The organism is Enterobacter sp. ECC-175 (assembly GCF_043968675.1).
In the GTDB taxonomy this organism is placed as follows: Bacteria; Pseudomonadota; Gammaproteobacteria; order Enterobacterales; family Enterobacteriaceae; genus Enterobacter.
The window spans coordinates 2,998,402-3,015,359 of the sequence record NZ_CP143776.1 but is presented as its reverse complement, the minus strand read 5'-3'; the positions used below and the strand labels follow the sequence as shown (position 1 = coordinate 3,015,359).

The window sequence follows — 16,958 nt, the reverse complement described above, 5'->3', positions numbered from 1 at the left end:
CAGGGATGAAAATTTATCGTCCACTGTGGAACGAGGGGGCATTGCTGTCCCCTCAGCAGTTCCAGCAGCAGACTGAGTGGGAGTCTTTTCGCAGTGCCGGCGTTTCGGCGCTGGTTTCTCCTTTCCCATGGGGAGTGGAAAAGATCGCGTTTAACGACAGCCTTCTTTCATCGGGCCTGATCCAGATTTCACAGTTACGTCTGTGGCTGGATGACGGTACGCTGATTGATGCTCAACAAAGCGATTTACCGCCTGCTCCTCGTGAGCTGGATCCTGCTCAACTGGCGGGTCTTGATACTGTAACGGTAGTTATTGCGCTACCGCATATGCAGCCCGGCGTGATTAACGTGGAACAAGAAGGGACAAGGGCCGATCGTCCGCTTCGCTACCGCGAAGAGTGGGTAACCGTGCAGGATGCCTTTGGTTCTGAAGAAGAGTCCATAGCGGTTGCCCGCTTCAATTGCACGATCCGGTTTGCCCATGAAAATAATGACGCCTGGAAGGTCTGCCCTGTAGCAAGACTCATTCGTGACGGGCAAAACGCCTGGCGTCAGGATCCATCTTTCATTCCTCCTGTTGCGTCATTTGCCGCCAGTCCGGTTCTGCGTGAACGTCTCGTGCTGCTTAATCGCCAGCTGCGCTCCCGACGCCAGCGGCTGATGACCATGCGTCGTGAAAGTAATGAAAGGCTCGCCGACTTTGCGGTTGCCGATGTCTCTCTGTTCTGGCTTCTCAATGCGCTTAACTCGCACGCCAGAGTCCTGACGGAATATGAACGCTTCCCGGCACGACCACCTGAACAGGTATGGGCTGAGCTCGCCCGTCTGGCAGGTAGCATGCTGACCTTCTCGCTGGAACACGATCTTGACGCGATTCCGGGCTATGACCATGCAGAGCCGGCCAGCGCTTTTCCTCCGCTCTTTGAGCTGGTGACTGAACTGCTGGAAGCAAGCTTGCCCTCTCGCGTTATCGCACTGGAGATGTCGCGTCCGGACGGACAGACCTGGAAGGCAAACCTCCACGATATCCGTCTGCGTGAAGAGGCCGACCTTTATCTTTCCGTACGTTCAGATGTCCCGGCCTGGCAGATCGCCGATAAGTTTCCGGCACTTTGTCAGGCAGGCTCCCCTGATGACGTCAATGTCATTTATGGCGCTGCACTTAAGGGTATCCCGCTTATCCCGGTAAACAGGGTTCCTGCCGCACTCCCGGTACGTATGGAAAACCAGTACTTCGCACTTGATATGGAAAGCGCAGCTGCGCATGAAATGCAGGAGCAGGGAGTGTGTATGTTCTACGTTCCCGAGTTGCTGGGGGCGCTGGAGCTTGAACTGTTTGCGGTGCTGCGCTCATGAGAACGGAAATTGATATTGACCAGTTGATGACGGAGACCTGGCTCACCGTCACCATGCTGAAGAAAGGTGCCGTCACCCACAATGGCAATGCGCTTTACGATAAATGTGTAAAGCAGGTTGAAAGCGTGCGTGAAGCGCTGGAGCGTGCCGGATACGACGATGCCAGCGTGGACCATATCTCTTATGCACAGTGCGCATTGCTGGACGAGACGGTGATGAGCCGTAAATCTGAAACCACCGGAGAAGGTGAAGAGACTGCCGTCGATGAAGGACAGATGGCATGGCGCAGGGCACCGCTCCAGGCCCGCTTTTTTGGCTCACTTCGGGCGGGTGAAGCACTCTGGGACCGCATTGCGGAAGTACTGCGCCAGCCAGCGCCTAATACAGCGGTTCTGACCTGCTATCACAGGGTGATCGCGCTGGGATTTCAGGGGTTGTACAGCCTGAACGCCGTCAGCCAGGCGCAGCGGGATGAGGTGGTCAAAGCCCTTTCTGAGCGCGTTTCTCCGCCAGATGCCGGTCTCTCCCTGGTTGTCCATCGGACGGGTAAACACCGCTGGAGCCTGATGCGGTCCGTCTGGTTCTGGATTGTACTGGCCATCATCGTGACGGGTGTGGTCTGGTGGGGAGGCCATCTGTGGCTCCAGGCGCTGTTGTCGGCGCAATTACCGGAGCTGCACGGCTAATGCGTAAATCAGTCATTTTTTCGGTTGTCCTGCACACGCTTGCGGGTGTTGCAACGCTGCTGTGGTTGCTCTGGTCTTTCATTCCGGTAGGGAATGTGATGAAAGGTCTGGGCACGCTGCTGCTTGTGGGTCTGGCATGCTGGACGGTTTTAAAAAACTGTCGACGTGGGGATCCTGAATCCGACGCTAGTGCCGAAAGCGTTGATCTGCCATTGCTGGACAATCAGGGGCCGGTGGTGCTGGTCTGCGGTGACCGTCTGGATGCGCTATTTCAGGAGCAACCTCTGCGTAAAACTGCGCAGGGCTGGTGGCTGAGAGCGGGTGATGTCTCTCGCTTAACCGACGTTGTCCGCAGCATTCAGGTTCAGTTCCCACGGCAGATCGGCGAGCTCTCGGTGATGTACGTCTGCCAGCCCGATCTGCATCAGGATGAAGCCGTTCTGCGCTCCACGCTGAAAACTCTCCGCCAGCAGATTAAACAGATACATTCGCTGACGGGCTTTACATTACCGGTTGTGGTGAGTGCCGAATTTTCCGGACCTGAAACGCCGTGGGTGCTCGTGCGCGGAGACAAACCGGTAGTCTATGCGGAGAATGCCTCACCGCAGGCGCTCATCGACTGGCAGCAGGAAGGTGAGAACGTCGAGGTGCTGCCGGTGCTCGGTCAGGCTTTTTCATTTATCCGTAATACCCTGCTTGATGAGCTGGAGAAATCCGATCGGTTAACGCCGCCTGTTCATGCCTTTGCCGTGGCAATACGTCTGGGTTCCGTTAATCCAGAAACGCTGTCCGTCTGGTCAGGCTGGCTCTGTTCCCGCACCTGCCTGCGGTTTTCCCGGAAGGCCAATTCGCCTGCTCCGGCCAGCCAATTCCCTGATGCTGTTCTGCCGCTGCTGACCCCTTTTGCCTCTCTGGTGCAGGGGGGGCAGCGTACCCGCCGTCTCGTTCTGCTGATGTGGTTATGTGCCCTGGTGGCGCTGGGTATGTCTGCCCTTAACAACCGGGACCTGATCCGTCAGGTGGGCACCGATCTACAGCGCTGGAACGCGATCCCGATGAACCACTACGGTCCTAAAGCCGAATCGTTGGCGGTACTGAAACAGGATGCGCTCCTGCTTGAGCGCTGGCAGCGGCAAGGGGAACCGGTCCGTTACGGACTGGGCTATTACCCGGGACAACGCCTGTGGCTGGCAGTGCAGCAGGCCATTGATACCTGGGTTCCACCTCCGGCACCTAAACCTGTACAGGTGCCTAAAATCGTCCGCCTCGACAGCATGTCACTGTTCGACACTGGCAAATGGGCGCTGAAACCGGGTTCCACGAAGCTGCTGGTGAACTCGCTGGTGGGCATCAAGGCGAAGCCCGGCTGGCTCATCGTGGTAGCCGGTCACACCGACAGCACCGGCGACGACAAATCCAACCAGGTGCTTTCGCTCAAGCGCGCGGAATCGGTGCGCGACTGGATGCGCGATACCGGCGACGTGCCGGAAAGCTGTTTCGCGGTGCAGGGCTATGGCGAAAGCCGCCCGATCGCAACCAACGACACGACCGAAGGCCGGGCGCTGAACCGCCGTGTCGAAATCAGCCTGGTGCCGCAGGCGAACGCCTGCCAGCTGCCGGGCGCAACAACCGCGTCACAGGATATACGTGACGTTTCAACTCAAGAAATGGAGAAATAACATGGCAATTCCAGTCTATCTGTGGCTCAAGGACGACGGCGGCGCGGACATCAAAGGGTCTGTGGACGTTAAGGACCGCGAGGGCAGCATCGAGGTGGTGGCGCAGGAGCACAACCTGTACATCCCGACCGACAACAACACCGGCAAGCTGACCGGCACGCGTATCCACACGCCGTTCCTGTTCACCAAGGAAATCGACTCCTCCAGCCCGTACCTGTACAAGGCGGTGACCACCGGCCAGACCCTGAAATCGGCTGAATTCAAGTGGTACAAAATCAACGACGCGGGCCAGGAAGTGGAGTACTTCAACACCAGGCTGGAAAACGTGAAGGTGGTGAAGGTGAACCCGCTGATGCACGACGTCAAGGATCCGTCCTTCGAGAAGCACAACCATCTGGAGCAGATTGAGCTGCGCTACGAGAAAATCACCTGGACCTATAAAGACGGCAACATTATTCATTCCGATTCCTGGAACGAACGCACAACTGCGTAATTACCCGTCATCCTTCGCGCCGCAGGTGCGTTGGCTGCGTTCGCTCACCCCGGTCACATAGTTATCTATGCTCCCGGGGATTCGCGAACTTGCCGCCTTCCTGCGACGCGAATGATTTAGGGTAATCGTCTTTGCGGACAGGAAACCCTGTCCGCCGTTTTTGCTGAGCGCCTGCCCCGCGGACGCTCAGCAAAGAACACACAACCTGCCTGCCTGACCTGATGCGCTTTGGTAAGTCAACAGCGAGGGGCGGTAGCATGCCCGGAACTGATAAAGAGAGACTCTCATGGAAAATCCTGCCGTTCTGTTACGCCGTCTTAATCCCTACTGCGCCCGCGCGATGGAAGGGGCCGCCTCCCTGTGTCAGACCCGCGCGCACGCGGAAATCCTCCCCGAGCACTGGCTGCTGAAGCTGCTGGAGCAGGGCGAAGGGGACATCACGGTGATTGCCCGCCGCTACGAGTGGGACATGGACGCGATATGGCAGGACCTGCTGGCGTTTCTCGACCGGCTGCCGCGCTCGGTGCGCAGCCGCCCGGAGCTCTCTGACGGCATCCGCACCCTGATGCAGAACGCGTGGCTGCACGCCTCGCTGGCGGGGGAAACGCAGATCCGCAGCGTGCACCTGCTGATGGCGATTGTCGAAAAGCCGTCGCTGGCGCGCTGCGACGGCCTGTGGCCGCTGACCACCACCGGGCTGAGCCAGCTTGAGCGCCTGCGCGGGCTGCTGGACGCGCAGTCCGACGAGCGCGAAGAGGTGCAGCAGGAAGAAGAATTAGCCCAAAGTGACGAGGTGGCGTTCGTGGGCCGTCCGGTGAATGCGGATATCAGGGAAGGGGAGCTCAGCCCGGCGCTGCAGAGCGCGCTGGATAAGTTCACCCTCGACGTCACCGCCCGCGCGCGGGACGGCAAAATCGACCCGGTATTTGGCCGCGACAATGAAATTCGCCAGATGGTGGACATTCTCTCGCGCCGGCGCAAGAACAACCCGATTCTGGTGGGCGAGCCGGGCGTGGGCAAAACCGCGCTGGTGGAAGGGCTGGCGCTGCGCATTGCCGAAGGCAACGTCCCGGACAGCCTGAAGCCGGTCTCCGTGCGCACCCTCGACCTCGGCCTGCTGCAGGCGGGCGCGGGCGTGAAGGGCGAGTTCGAGCAGCGCCTGAAAAACATCATTGAGGCGGTGCAGCAGTCGCCGCTGCCGGTGCTGCTGTTTATCGACGAGGCGCACACCATCATCGGCGCGGGCAACCAGGCGGGCGGCGCGGACGCCGCCAACCTGCTCAAGCCCGCCCTGGCGCGCGGCGAGCTCAGAACCATCGCCGCCACCACCTGGAGCGAGTACAAGCAGTACTTCGAGCGCGACGCCGCGCTGGAGCGCCGCTTCCAGATGGTGAAGGTGGACGAGCCGGACGACGACACCGCCTGCCTGATGCTGCGCGGCCTGAAGTCCCGCTACGCGGAGCACCACGGCGTGCACATCACCGACGAGGCCGTTCGCGCCGCCGTCACCCTCTCAAGACGCTACCTGACGGGCCGACAGCTGCCGGACAAGGCGGTTGACCTGCTGGACACCGCCTCCGCGCGCGTGCGCATGAGCCTCGACACCGTGCCCGAGCCGCTGACCCGCATGAAGGCGCAGCTCACCGCGCTGGATATGGAGAAGCAGGCGCTGCTGGAGGATATCGCGGTCGGGAGCACCTCCCACGGCGAGCGCCTGGCGGCGATTGAGCAGGAGGAGGGCCGCATCCTTCTGGCGCTTGAGGCGCGGGAAGCCCAGTACGGCGACGAGCTGAAGCTCACGGAGCAGCTGCTGGCCTGCCGCCAGGACATCTCCCGCCAGGCGGACATCGCGGACCTGCAGCGCCAGCTCGGCGACGTGCAGCAGGGCAGCCCGCTGCTGGGGCTGGACGTGGACGCCCGCACCGTGGCAACGGTGATTGCCGACTGGACCGGCGTGCCGCTCTCCTCGTTAATGAAGGACGAGCAGACGGAGCTGCTGAGCCTGGAAGAGAGCCTGGCCACGCGCGTGGTGGGCCAGGACGCCGCGCTGAACGCCATTGCGCAGCGCCTGCGCGCCGCCAAAACTGGCCTCGCGCCGGAGAATGGCCCGCAGGGCGTGTTCCTGCTGGTCGGCACCAGTGGTACCGGCAAAACCGAGACCGCGCTGGCACTGGCCGATGAACTCTTCGGCGGCGAAAAATCGCTGATTACCATTAACCTCTCCGAGTACCAGGAGCCGCACACCGTCAGCCAGCTGAAGGGCTCGCCTCCGGGCTACGTCGGCTACGGCCAGGGCGGCATCCTCACCGAGGCGGTGCGCAAGCGCCCGTACAGCGTGGTGCTGCTCGATGAGGTCGAGAAAGCGCACCGGGACGTGATGAACCTGTTCTACCAGGTCTTTGACCGCGGGTTTATGCGAGACGGCGAGGGGCGCGAAATCGACTTCCGCAACACGGTGATCCTGATGACTTCCAACCTCGGCAGCGACCATCTGATGCAGTTGCTGCAGGAACAGCCGGAGGCCACCGACGGCGACCTGCACGAGCTGCTGCGCCCGATCCTTCGCGACCACTTCCAGCCCGCGCTGCTGGCCCGCTTCCAGACGGTGATTTACCGTCCGCTGGCGCAGGCGGCGATGCGCACCATCGTCGGGATGAAGCTGAACCAGGTGAGCAAGCGTCTGGCGCGTCACTACGGTATGAAAACCACGATTGCTGACAGCCTGCTGGACGCGCTGACCGATGCCTGCCTGCTGCCGGATACCGGGGCGCGCAACATCGACAGCCTGCTGAACCAGCAAATTCTGCCGGTGCTGAGCCAGCAGCTGTTAAGCCATATGGCTGCGGGGCAGAAACCTGAATCACTGAGCCTGGGCTGGGATGAGGAAGAGGGGATTGTGCTGGCCTTCGATGAGCACACAGAAGTGGTGGCGTCATGATCGATTCTTTAATAAGCAAGGCTGACGGCCAGATACAACAGCTGCTGGGCCAGTCACGCTATCGCGTTGACGTGCATGGCTGCGCTGAACATCTGGACGTGCTGCGCTTCAGCGCGGTGGAGTCCCTCAGCCAGCCCTGGCGTTATGACGTAGTCGTGACCTGCGCCTCTGCGGATATTGCCTGCGACACGCTGCTGCTGAAACCGGCGTCATTCACCTTCCAGACGCCGGTATTTAACGGGACACCGGCGCTGCCGGTCCGCACGGTTTACGGCGTGGTGGCGTCATTCCGCCGCATCTCAACCTCGAATGAGGATACCCGTTACGCCCTGACGCTGGTTCCCCGCATTGCGCTTCTTGGCCTGACGACAGGCAGTGAGGTTTACCTCAGCCAGTCGGTCACGGAGGTGGTTGAACAGGTCCTGCGTAAACACGGTCTGGAAGGCCCCGATTTTGCGTTCCGGCTCTCCCGGGAATACCCGTCCCGTGAGCTCATCACCCGGTGGCGGGAAACTGACCTTGAGTTTATCCAGCGCCTGCTGGCAGAGGTGGGCATTTACTGGCGCTATGAGATGGACAGCCGTCTCGAACAGGACGTGGTGATATTCCAAGACAGCCAGCAGCAGTATGAAACGGGCGTCACGCTGCCGCTGCGTAACCAGGCCGGAATGAGCGACAGCGGGCAGGAGAGCGTCTGGGATATCCAGACTGCATACAACGTGGTGAGCGGAAGTGTGGCCACCCGCGACTACAACTACCGCGAGGCGCTGACGCCTCAGGACAGCTCTGAGAGTATCAGCAGCCCGGACGGTATCACCACAGGGGAAACGTACCACTACGCGGAGCCTTTCCTGACGGCAGGCGATGCGGAAAGCGCCGAGACCGGGGCATACTTCGCCCGTCTGCGTCACGAACGCATCCTGAACGCACAGTATCGCGTCAGCGGGTACTCCTCCAGCCCGCATCTGGCGCCGGGTCAGGTGCTGGAAACGGACGGAACACTCCCCGATGCCGTGAAAGACGGCATCGTCATCACCACCGTGCGCACCCGTGGTTCACGCAAAAGCAGCTTTACGCTGACGTTTGAGGGTATCCCCTACAGCGAAACCGTCTGCTGGCGTCCGGTACTGCTTAACCGCCCGGTGATATCCGGCTCGCTGCCTGCCCGGGTGGAAAGCACGCAGAAAGGCGACACCTACTCCTGGCTGGACCCGGACGGGCGCTACAGGGTGAGGCTGGACTTTGACCGCAACGGTACCGAGCAGGGCTATGCGTACCTGTGGCTGCGGCTGGCGAAACCCTATGCCGGTGACACATACGGTTTTCATTCCCCGCTTCTCGACGGCACGGAAGTAGCTGTTGCTTTTGACGGCGGCGACCCGGACCGTCCGTATATCGCTTACGCCCTGCATGACTCAGAACACCCGGACCACGTCACCCGCGACAACCACACGCGGAACGTGTGGCGGACACCGGCGAACAACAAGCTGCGGATGGAGGATAAGCGCGGCGAGGAGCATATCAAGCTCGCGACGGAATACGGCAAAACGCAGCTCAACATGGGGCATCTGGTCAATAGCCAGCGTGAAAAACGCGGTGCCGGTTTTGAACTGCGCACGGATGAGCATGGTGCAGTCCGTGCGGCAAAAGGGCTGTTCCTGACGGCGGATGGCCAGGCCAAAGCACAGGGCCAGGTGCTGGAGATGGCGCCTGCGATTAACCAGATTAATCAGGCCAACAGCCAGATGCAGGCGCTGAACAGTGCTGCGGAAGCCGCCGGGGCGCTGGTATCGGATATCAGCACCCAGATGAGCCTCGTCACCGACAGAATCAAAGACCTTCAGTCTGCCGTGCTGCTGGGTAGCGCGCCGCAGGGCGTGGCACTGACCTCAGGGGAGCACCTTCAGCTCAGCAGCACCCGTAATACGATGATCAATGCAGGTCAGCATCTTGATGTCGGTGCGATGAAAAATCTGTCGGTGAGCGTGGAAAAGGCGCTGGGGCTGTTCGTGCATAAAGACGGGGCGAAGGTTGTCGCGAATCAGGGAGATATTGAGATTCAGGCTCAGCACAACACCTTGTCATTACTTGCTCAGCAGCAAGCCACCATTACCAGTAAAGACGGCGAAATTATTATCAGCACGCCGGAAACCCTGACGCTGAACGGTGGTGGATCATATATGAAACTGAGTAAGAACGGCATTGAGCATGGTTCTGAGGGGATGATGGTGATGAAGGTGGCTAATTACCTTGTTCCTGGTTCAGGCGCGTCACTGAAGAATGTTGCACAGGTATTTAATAAAAGCAGCCTCGGATCGGCTACTTCTGCAGTACAACAGCAAAGTGAATATCCACAACAGTCAAAGCTGCGGCGTGGAAGATTTTCTCGATAAGGAGTATCTATGAAAATTTGCTATCCCATCAGAAACACCAACGGCCAGGAGTTCCGCTCGCTGGATGAGGTCATGCGGCTTATTGACGATGAGGCTTATGGGACATGGCTGTTGGCAGCAAATGGCCTGTGGCATGGAGGCATCCATATCAGCGATGTCACTAATCCTTTTTCAGCGCTTAACCCGGATGCCCTGAATACTGAAGACCCCGTGCCCCTGCAGTTCATGGCAGACGGTACTGTTGTTGCGTACCGGTTAAACAGTGAATACCTGACTGCCCCGTACTGTGGACAGCAATTGCGCTACAGCAGCAGCTTCGTTCTGGTGAAATCGCAATGTAAACCCGATCCACAAAAGGAAAAAAGCTGGCTGGAATTTTACAGCCTGTATATGCATTTGGCTCCGGTCGCGGATTATCCGAAGTCTCCCTGTTATAAAGTCCGGGACGGACACAGCGGCATACTGTTACGTCAGTATAAAAACGGGCAAAACGGGCTGCCGGATGGGGAACAAGATAACGGTGAATCTGGGTCTTATCCTGCCCCGGCAAAAACTCAAAAGAGTCTGAAGGCAGGAGATCGTTTTGTCTCATCGCGTACGGGACGTTTTTATGTTGCGAAGAATGGAAACGCTACCCTGACGACCTTTGGCCTGGTCCGTGTATTGAAAGATAATGTTCCGGAAAAAGAACAGTACTGGGTGACGCTGGATCCGAAGTTGATGGAGCCGGACGGTGAAATCCAGGGGCTGATGCCGGAGTGGATGCAGAGGGCAAAACAAAAAGGTGCGTTTAACTCCGTGGAGCTGACGGGCGGAACAGGAGAATGGAAGGTCAGCGCCGGAACGCCTGTCGGGTTTATGGGATGTACGGAATCACCCGGAGAAGGAAGTAACCTTGTAGACAAAGAGTGGTTTGTACATCTGGAGGTAATAAGTGCGGACCTGAATATGCCCGGATTCCTGACCAATCCTGAATGCGTTAAGGGTGAAAAAAGGTCAGTCCTGGTACCAAAAGGAAAGTCTCTGTTTATTCGACAGGATGACGCAGGCCAGCCGATATTTACCCCGATTTCTGCCAGACTGAGCGCGCAATGCCTGCTACCACGGGAATCAACCACGCCTGTTGCCGATGGATCGCAGCAATGGTGGTACAAGGTCAGCGGGAGTGGTTGGTTGCCGCAAAGTAATGTGGAAGAGGCGGGTCAGTACGACCTGCTGAAACTTGGTTTCCAGGCGCTCGAGGAAAACAGCGGCAGTGATGTGATGGAAAGCCCGTACGAAGGCTGGGTACCACAGGCGTTTGGAGCGATCAGCCAGTCGGCTGAGCAGGGAGCGGGCTATCGGTACGGTCTGGTGCCGCAATTTTACCGTGATCTGATGGCAGAAATTGACAGTAACAAAGACGGGGAAGTAACGGCGGAAGAAATAAGGCAGGTGCTGGCAGTGCGGGATCCGCTGGTGAAGAATGTGGTGAACCGACTGGTAGTAAAACATCACAGCGAATGGTGTAAGGGGCGTTCAACAGGACGCTGGGAAGGGTTTTATAAGGATCTGGATCCGCTGGAAATAAAGTACTGCGAGAAATGGCAGGCGGATCTGGAATGGATGAGCAAGGTGCCGCCGTTTGATAAGGATGAGGCTGTGTGGCATTTTCATCCGGTGATGTTTTTGGATGCGATTGGGCAGAAACATGATAAGCAAGTAATTTTCCCGCTAACCGTGAAGCCGGAAAACGATCCCGGACATATATGGTCTCATTATGACTGGAGAAATATGCATCAGTCTAACATGGCTGCATATGGAGCCAATCGTAGTGGAGGGGCCAGAAAGCATGCTGCACGTGATTTGTATACTAAACCTTATGAAAAAGTGGTCGCAATCTGTGATGGCAAAGTTCTTGGTACGAATCCTTTCTATGATGGAACGAATGAGATAGCTATTTTTCATACAACAGCAGATGGTCGTAAATTTATTGTTAGATATGGGGAACTTGATCCGACAAGCATTAAAGTAAAAATTGGCGATGAAGTAAAACAAGGGCAACATATAGGTGATACAGGCAAACTTATAAATTCGAAGACAGGTCAACCAACATTGAAATTCGGAGGGACCATTGTTTATATGCTCCATCTTGAATTATATACTGGGAAGGTTTCTTGTAATATTAATCCTCCACTTACAGATAAAGCAAAACTTCCTTTTTTAAGGCGTAATGATTTGGTTGATCCTATTGACATTTTATCAGAAGGATATGCTAATACATTTGATAAGATCATTTCCAAGGGAGAACGTATTAATATAACAAGTCTACATACATCTGAGAATGGGAAAGCTTTTATAAAAGGATGGGAGTCATTATTTCTTGGTGCTTATAATGACTCGCACGGATATTGCACTATAGGTTATGGTCATTTAATTGAAAAGAAAAGGTGTGAGAATATCTCATTGCCACCTGAGTTTCAGGGGGGGATAACTCAAGCTGAAGCAAGTGAAATATTTAACGTGGATTTGGTAAGGTTTGAAGATGGTGTCAAAAGAAATATTAAAGTCGATTTGCATCAATATGAATTTGATGCTCTTGTAAGTTTGTTGTTTAATTGTGGGGAGTTTTTCTTTTCATCTGGCGGGGCTCCAAATTTACTTAAATTAATTAATTCAGGAAGCTATGAGTCTGCTGCTAATGAATTCTTGGATATAACAAATGGTGGCGACTTGGGTCTTTTGAAAAGACGCGCATCTGAAAAGGAATTATTTACAAATAATGTCTATAATTTTAATAATTAAATGTGGAGTATATTTATTGTGAATAAATTTCTGCTAATGTTGTCATTTTTTTTGTCTTTATCTTGCATGAAACTTAGAGCGGAAAATGTCAAGGCAGATGTATTGCCATCAGGTAACTCAATGGCTTGGCAGGGGTATGTTATATCCGATCCTATTATTCCTGGCGAGGAAGGTTTTACTAAGGATTTAATTGATAATATTTTCAAAGGAAAAGAAATTATTATTGATGATAAAAATGTAACTGTCGGAGATATTTGCAAGTATGAATATAGTAAGGAAACTATAACTCCTTTAGAATACTGGCATAGTAAAAAGACGGCTGATTTCTATAAAAAACTCTTTTCTTTTTATAACATAAATTTAGGGGGGGAGGTGAACTTAATTACTCCGATAAATCCCTCTATAAAATGTGGCTATCCGTTTACTTATTTTATCGAGGTTGATAATTCATTATTGTTTGTTTTTAATAATCGTGCAATTATTTACTCACATAGCAATAGCAATAGCAATAGCAATAGCAATAGCAATAGCAATAGCAATAACAAATTTTATGCTCCCGGTGCTGTATGTGTGCATAAAGAGCAGTCAGCAGAAAAAATACTTGAAAATGGTGATGTCGAGGAGTGTTTTTATAAAGGTGAAAATATTTACGATTCTTATCAAAAATATAGAAGTGACTTAACTACTGATAACAAAAAATATCTCCAAGAAAATATGGAGTTAAATAAAGACTTCTCCATGAAATGTAATAATGGATGCATCGCTGTTATATATAAATGGGATGGTCCTGATAGACTTACCATTACTCAGCAGTTTGAGGGAGGAGAAACAGAGATCTCCTTTGCTAAAGAAAGTCAGGGTTGTCGAGTCGTGACTAAGTCGTTTCCCGATTAATTAAATTTTCCATATCCGCTGGGGATATTGTGCAAAGGCTATTCCAAATGTTTCGGATGGATACATCAAGAATGAAAAATGCGGGCTCGCCCTGACGATAATTTTGAGGGAAGACTGCCCACCTATTTGAATGAACGTAAAAGTTCGATAACGGTGAATCTCTATCTCTGTCAGTTTTATGCTCTAACTAGCCTTTTATTTAATATTCAACCCTTACGCAAAGAGTCGTTACTCCAGGTTCCAAAAAGAAGTTTCGGCTCCTCTACTTTTGTCAGATGATGACCGTTAACATGGTGATAGAATTTAAAATGCAGAATTATATAACGTTATTTTTCTTGTTGATTTTTTCTAACCTAAGTCAAGCAGATGAAATACCTACATCATTAAATATAGGTATTGTATCTTCATTAAATTCAGAGTCGCAAATTTCGACAACTAAAGACAGTTTGCGTGGGAACGGTATTATAATATGTTTGACGGAGAAAAATTCTTGCACTACCTATCAAGAAAGTGATTTTTCAAGCGTGCAAGCTAATGACTCTGTCGAAGATGTTGAGACAGGGAAACGCATATATTCATATTCTTTCAATGGTCCGAAAAACCAATATTTAAAGAGTGGAATTGGTCTGGCTTTTATATTCCCCAGGGGTGATATCAAAGCTAGTGATGTTGATTTCAATGGAAAACAGAGATTTACAATCAAAAAAGGTAAAGTGAAAGATGTTATTTCATATTGTCTAAGCTCCGAAGGTGTGCATGTTTTATCAAAACTTGACAATATACATCTTTACTACTCCTTAGGTTATGATGTTGAGGCTAATTGTTCTCAAGAGGTATACAAATGAAAGTAAATTTTTGGCATTCTATTTGTATCGGCGTTACTCTGAGTGTTATTTCTTTCGCCTCGTCAGCGATTGACATCCCTGTTGGGATATATTCATTCACTCAACAGGGTGAAGAGCTTATTGACGGGCAGAGAGCAAGTATTACTTGGAATATTGCGATAAAAGACAATAAGAATGCATTCCTTACCATGTCATCATGGCATGCGCCGTTTACCTGTGATGGTAAATATACTGTGTTCAATGAAGGTGCAGAGTTAGCACTAAGTTGGTCCAGTGATGATAACAAAGACACTGAATGCGATACCCCGTCACCGCAAATTCTCCTGAAAAAGTCTTCAACAGGGAACGTCTTAGTTCACAGTGAATTATTCATATGGGATCCCAGTGGCTGGAAACAAACTCGTGTCATTCGTTAGTTAATCTGAGATGAACTCTCAGCAATAATTTAAATTTGTCTGTTCCAGCCATAATAATGGACGGATAAATAAGCACTATGCTGGCATTTGATGAGTTGACTGAAGGAGAAGTATCATGATCGATGCTTTAATAAGCAAGGCGAATGGCCAGATACAACAACTGCCGGGCCAGTCACGCTATCGCGTTGACGTGCATGGCTGTACTGAACATCTGGACGTGCTGCGCTTCAGGGCGGTGGAATCCCTCAGCCAGCCCTGGCGCTATGACGTGGTCGTGACCTGCTCCTCTGCGGATATTGCCTGCGATACGCTGCTGCTGAAGCCGGCGTCATTTGCCTTCCAGACCCCGGTGTATGACGGGACGCCGGCGCTGCCGGTGCGGACGGTTTATGGCGTGGTGGCGTCGTTTCGCCGCATCTCCACCTCGAACGAGGATACCCGTTACGCCCTGACGCTGGTTCCCCGCATTGCGCTTCTTGGCCTGACGAAAGGAAGTGAGGTTTACCTCAACCAGTCGGTTACTGAAGTGGTAGAAAAGGTTCTGCGTAAACACGGTCTGGAAGGACCCGATTTTGCATTCCGGCTCTCCCGGGAATACCCGTCCCGTGAGCTCATCACCCAGTGGCGGGAAACTGACCTTGAGTTTATCCAGCGCCTGCTGGCAGAGGTGGGCATTTACTGGCGCTTTGAAATGGACGGCCGTCTTGAACAGGATGTAATCATTTTTCAGGACAGCCAGCAGCAGTATGAAACGGGCGTCACCCTGCCGCTGCGCAACCAGGCCGGGATGAGCGACAGCGGGCAGGAGAGCATCTGGGATATCCAGACTGCATACAACGTGGTGAGCGGAAGTGTGGCCACCCGGGACTACAACTACCGTGAAGCGCTGAAACCTCAGGACAGCAAGGAAAGTATCAGCAGCCCGGACGGTATCACCACCGGGGAAACGTACCACTACGCGGAGCCTTTCCTGACGGCAGGCGATGCGGAAAGCCCGGAGACCGGGGCCTTCTTCGCCCGACTGCGCCACGAGCGCATCCTGAACGCGCAGCACCGCGTCAGCGGGCATTCCTCCAGCCCGCATCTGGTGCCGGGCCAGGTGCTGGAAACGGACGGCACGTTACCCGATGCCGTGAAGGACGGCATCGTCATCACCACGGTGCGCACCCGTGGTTCACGCAAAAGCAGCTTTACGCTGGCGTTTGAGGGCATCCCCTACAGCGAAACCGTCTGCTGGCGTCCGGCCCTGCTTAACCGCCCGGTGATATCCGGCTCGCTGCCTGCCCGGGTGGAAAGCACGCAGAAAGGCGACACCTATTCCTGGCTCGACCCGGACGGGCGCTACAGGGTGAGGCTGGACTTTGACCGGAGCAGTGCCGAACAGGGCTATGCGTACCTGTGGCTGCGGCTGGCTAAGCCCTATGCCGGAGATACCTGCGGATTCCACTCACCGCTTCTCGACGGCACGGAAGTGGCTGTTGCTTTTGACAGCGGTGACCCTGACCGTCCGTACATCGCTTACGCCCTGCATGACTCAGAACATCCGGACCACGTCACCCGCGACAACCACACGCGTAACGTGTGGCGCACGCCGGCGAATAATAAGGTGCGGATGGAGGATAAGCGCGGCGAGGAGCATATCAAGCTCGCAACAGAGTATGGCAAAACGCAGCTGAACCTGGGCCACCTGGTCAACGGCCGGCGTGAAAAGCGCGGCGCCGGTTTTGAGCTGCGAACGGATGAGCATGGCGCAGTACGTGCGGCAAAAGGGCTGTTCCTGACGGCGGAAGCGCAGGCCAAAGCCCAGGGCCCGGTGCTGGAGATGGCGCCTGCGATAAGTCAGATTAACCAGGCTAACAGCCAGATGCAGGCGCTGAACAGTGCAGCTGAAGCGGCCGGGGCGCTGGTATCGGATATCAACACCCAGATTAGCCTCGTGACCGACAGAATCAAAGACCTTCAGTCTGCCGTACTTCTGGGGAGCGCCCCGCAGGGGGTGGCATTCACCTCAGGTGAACATCTCCAGCTCAGCAGCACCCGTAATACGATGATCAATGCAGGCCAGCATCTTGACGTCGGTGCGATGAAGAATCTGTCCGTGAGCGTGGAAAAGGCGCTGGGGCTGTTCGTACATAAAGAAGGGGCGAAGGTGGTGGCCAACCAGGGTGATATTGAGATCCAGGCTCAACACAACACGATGGCCCTGTTTTCTGAAAAGCAGCTGACGGTGACCAGTAGTGAAGACGAAATTATTATCAGTACGCCTGAAACACTGACAATTAACGGTGGTGGGTCTTACCTGAGGCTGAGTAAGAACGGGATTGAACACGGTTCCTCCGGTGATTTCATAATGAAGACTTCAAACTATCTGGTGCCGGGTACCGGCGCAAACCTTCCCAATGAAACACCGAACTTCAGCCTGACGGATATTACTCAGGAAAGCAAAATCAGCAGCAAATCATTTAATGATTGAGA

The 16,958-nt window shown here is 54.3% G+C and carries 11 protein-coding genes; all 11 read left to right on the top strand.

Annotated features, from left to right (window positions below; all coding sequences use genetic code 11):
* Positions 1-5: 5 nt before the first annotated feature.
* Positions 6-1,355, top strand: coding sequence for a type VI secretion system baseplate subunit TssK (tssK, locus tag V1599_RS14345; protein ID WP_112013274.1), 1,350 nt, complete (start codon positions 6-8; stop codon positions 1,353-1,355).
* Positions 1,352-2,041 carry a type VI secretion system protein TssL, short form gene (gene tssL / locus V1599_RS14340; protein WP_395300305.1) on the top strand — a complete coding sequence of 230 codons (690 nt, stop codon included), beginning with the start codon at positions 1,352-1,354 and terminating at the stop codon, positions 2,039-2,041. The genes tssK and tssL overlap by 4 nt, the downstream gene beginning before the upstream one ends.
* Entirely contained in the window at positions 2,041-3,720 is a 1,680-nt protein-coding gene (locus tag V1599_RS14335) for an OmpA family protein (RefSeq protein ID WP_395300304.1), read from the top strand. The genes tssL and V1599_RS14335 overlap by 1 nt, the downstream gene beginning before the upstream one ends.
* Position 3,721: 1 nt before the next feature.
* The gene (gene hcp, locus V1599_RS14330; RefSeq protein ID WP_233802084.1) at positions 3,722-4,213 is read left to right on the top strand and encodes a type VI secretion system effector Hcp; all 492 of its coding nucleotides are present in this window, start codon (positions 3,722-3,724) and stop codon (positions 4,211-4,213) included.
* Between the two features lie 286 nt (positions 4,214-4,499).
* Positions 4,500-7,151 (top strand): type VI secretion system ATPase TssH, encoded by a 2,652-nt coding sequence (gene tssH / locus V1599_RS14325; protein ID WP_395300303.1) that lies wholly within the window; start codon positions 4,500-4,502, stop codon positions 7,149-7,151.
* The gene (locus V1599_RS14320; protein WP_395300302.1) at positions 7,148-9,544 is read left to right on the top strand and encodes a type VI secretion system Vgr family protein; all 2,397 of its coding nucleotides are present in this window, start codon (positions 7,148-7,150) and stop codon (positions 9,542-9,544) included. Before tssH ends, V1599_RS14320 begins: the two co-directional genes overlap by 4 nt.
* A 9-nt stretch (positions 9,545-9,553) precedes the next feature.
* Positions 9,554-12,328 carry a glycoside hydrolase family protein gene (locus V1599_RS14315; RefSeq protein ID WP_395300301.1) on the top strand — a complete coding sequence of 925 codons (2,775 nt, stop codon included), beginning with the start codon at positions 9,554-9,556 and terminating at the stop codon, positions 12,326-12,328.
* An 18-nt stretch (positions 12,329-12,346) separates the two neighbouring features.
* Positions 12,347-13,222 (top strand): hypothetical protein, encoded by an 876-nt coding sequence (locus V1599_RS14310; RefSeq protein ID WP_395300300.1) that lies wholly within the window; start codon positions 12,347-12,349, stop codon positions 13,220-13,222.
* A gap of 290 nt (positions 13,223-13,512) precedes the next feature.
* Complete coding sequence (locus tag V1599_RS14305) at positions 13,513-14,067, top strand: hypothetical protein (protein WP_395300299.1); 555 nt, start codon at positions 13,513-13,515, stop codon at positions 14,065-14,067.
* The gene (locus V1599_RS14300) at positions 14,064-14,483 is read left to right on the top strand and encodes a hypothetical protein (RefSeq protein ID WP_395300298.1); all 420 of its coding nucleotides are present in this window, start codon (positions 14,064-14,066) and stop codon (positions 14,481-14,483) included. Before V1599_RS14305 ends, V1599_RS14300 begins: the two co-directional genes overlap by 4 nt.
* Positions 14,484-14,598: 115 nt before the next feature.
* Positions 14,599-16,956 (top strand): type VI secretion system Vgr family protein, encoded by a 2,358-nt coding sequence (locus tag V1599_RS14295; protein WP_395300297.1) that lies wholly within the window; start codon positions 14,599-14,601, stop codon positions 16,954-16,956.
* The last annotated feature ends 2 nt before the right edge of the window (positions 16,957-16,958 follow it).

What these genes read in the sequence shown, in the direction of transcription:
- hcp (WP_233802084.1), top strand. Translation starts at nt 3,722, where the DNA reads ATGGCAATTCCAGTCTATCTGTGGCTCAAGGACGACGGCGGCGCGGAC.
- V1599_RS14305 (WP_395300299.1), top strand. Translation starts at nt 13,513, where the DNA reads ATGGTGATAGAATTTAAAATGCAGAATTATATAACGTTATTTTTCTTG.
- V1599_RS14320 (WP_395300302.1), top strand. Translation starts at nt 7,148, where the DNA reads ATGATCGATTCTTTAATAAGCAAGGCTGACGGCCAGATACAACAGCTG.
- V1599_RS14295 (WP_395300297.1), top strand. Translation starts at nt 14,599, where the DNA reads ATGATCGATGCTTTAATAAGCAAGGCGAATGGCCAGATACAACAACTG.
- V1599_RS14300 (WP_395300298.1), top strand. Translation starts at nt 14,064, where the DNA reads ATGAAAGTAAATTTTTGGCATTCTATTTGTATCGGCGTTACTCTGAGT.
- tssH (WP_395300303.1), top strand. Translation starts at nt 4,500, where the DNA reads ATGGAAAATCCTGCCGTTCTGTTACGCCGTCTTAATCCCTACTGCGCC.
- tssL (WP_395300305.1), top strand. Translation starts at nt 1,352, where the DNA reads ATGAGAACGGAAATTGATATTGACCAGTTGATGACGGAGACCTGGCTC.
- tssK (WP_112013274.1), top strand. Translation starts at nt 6, where the DNA reads ATGAAAATTTATCGTCCACTGTGGAACGAGGGGGCATTGCTGTCCCCT.
- V1599_RS14315 (WP_395300301.1), top strand. Translation starts at nt 9,554, where the DNA reads ATGAAAATTTGCTATCCCATCAGAAACACCAACGGCCAGGAGTTCCGC.
- V1599_RS14335 (WP_395300304.1), top strand. Translation starts at nt 2,041, where the DNA reads ATGCGTAAATCAGTCATTTTTTCGGTTGTCCTGCACACGCTTGCGGGT.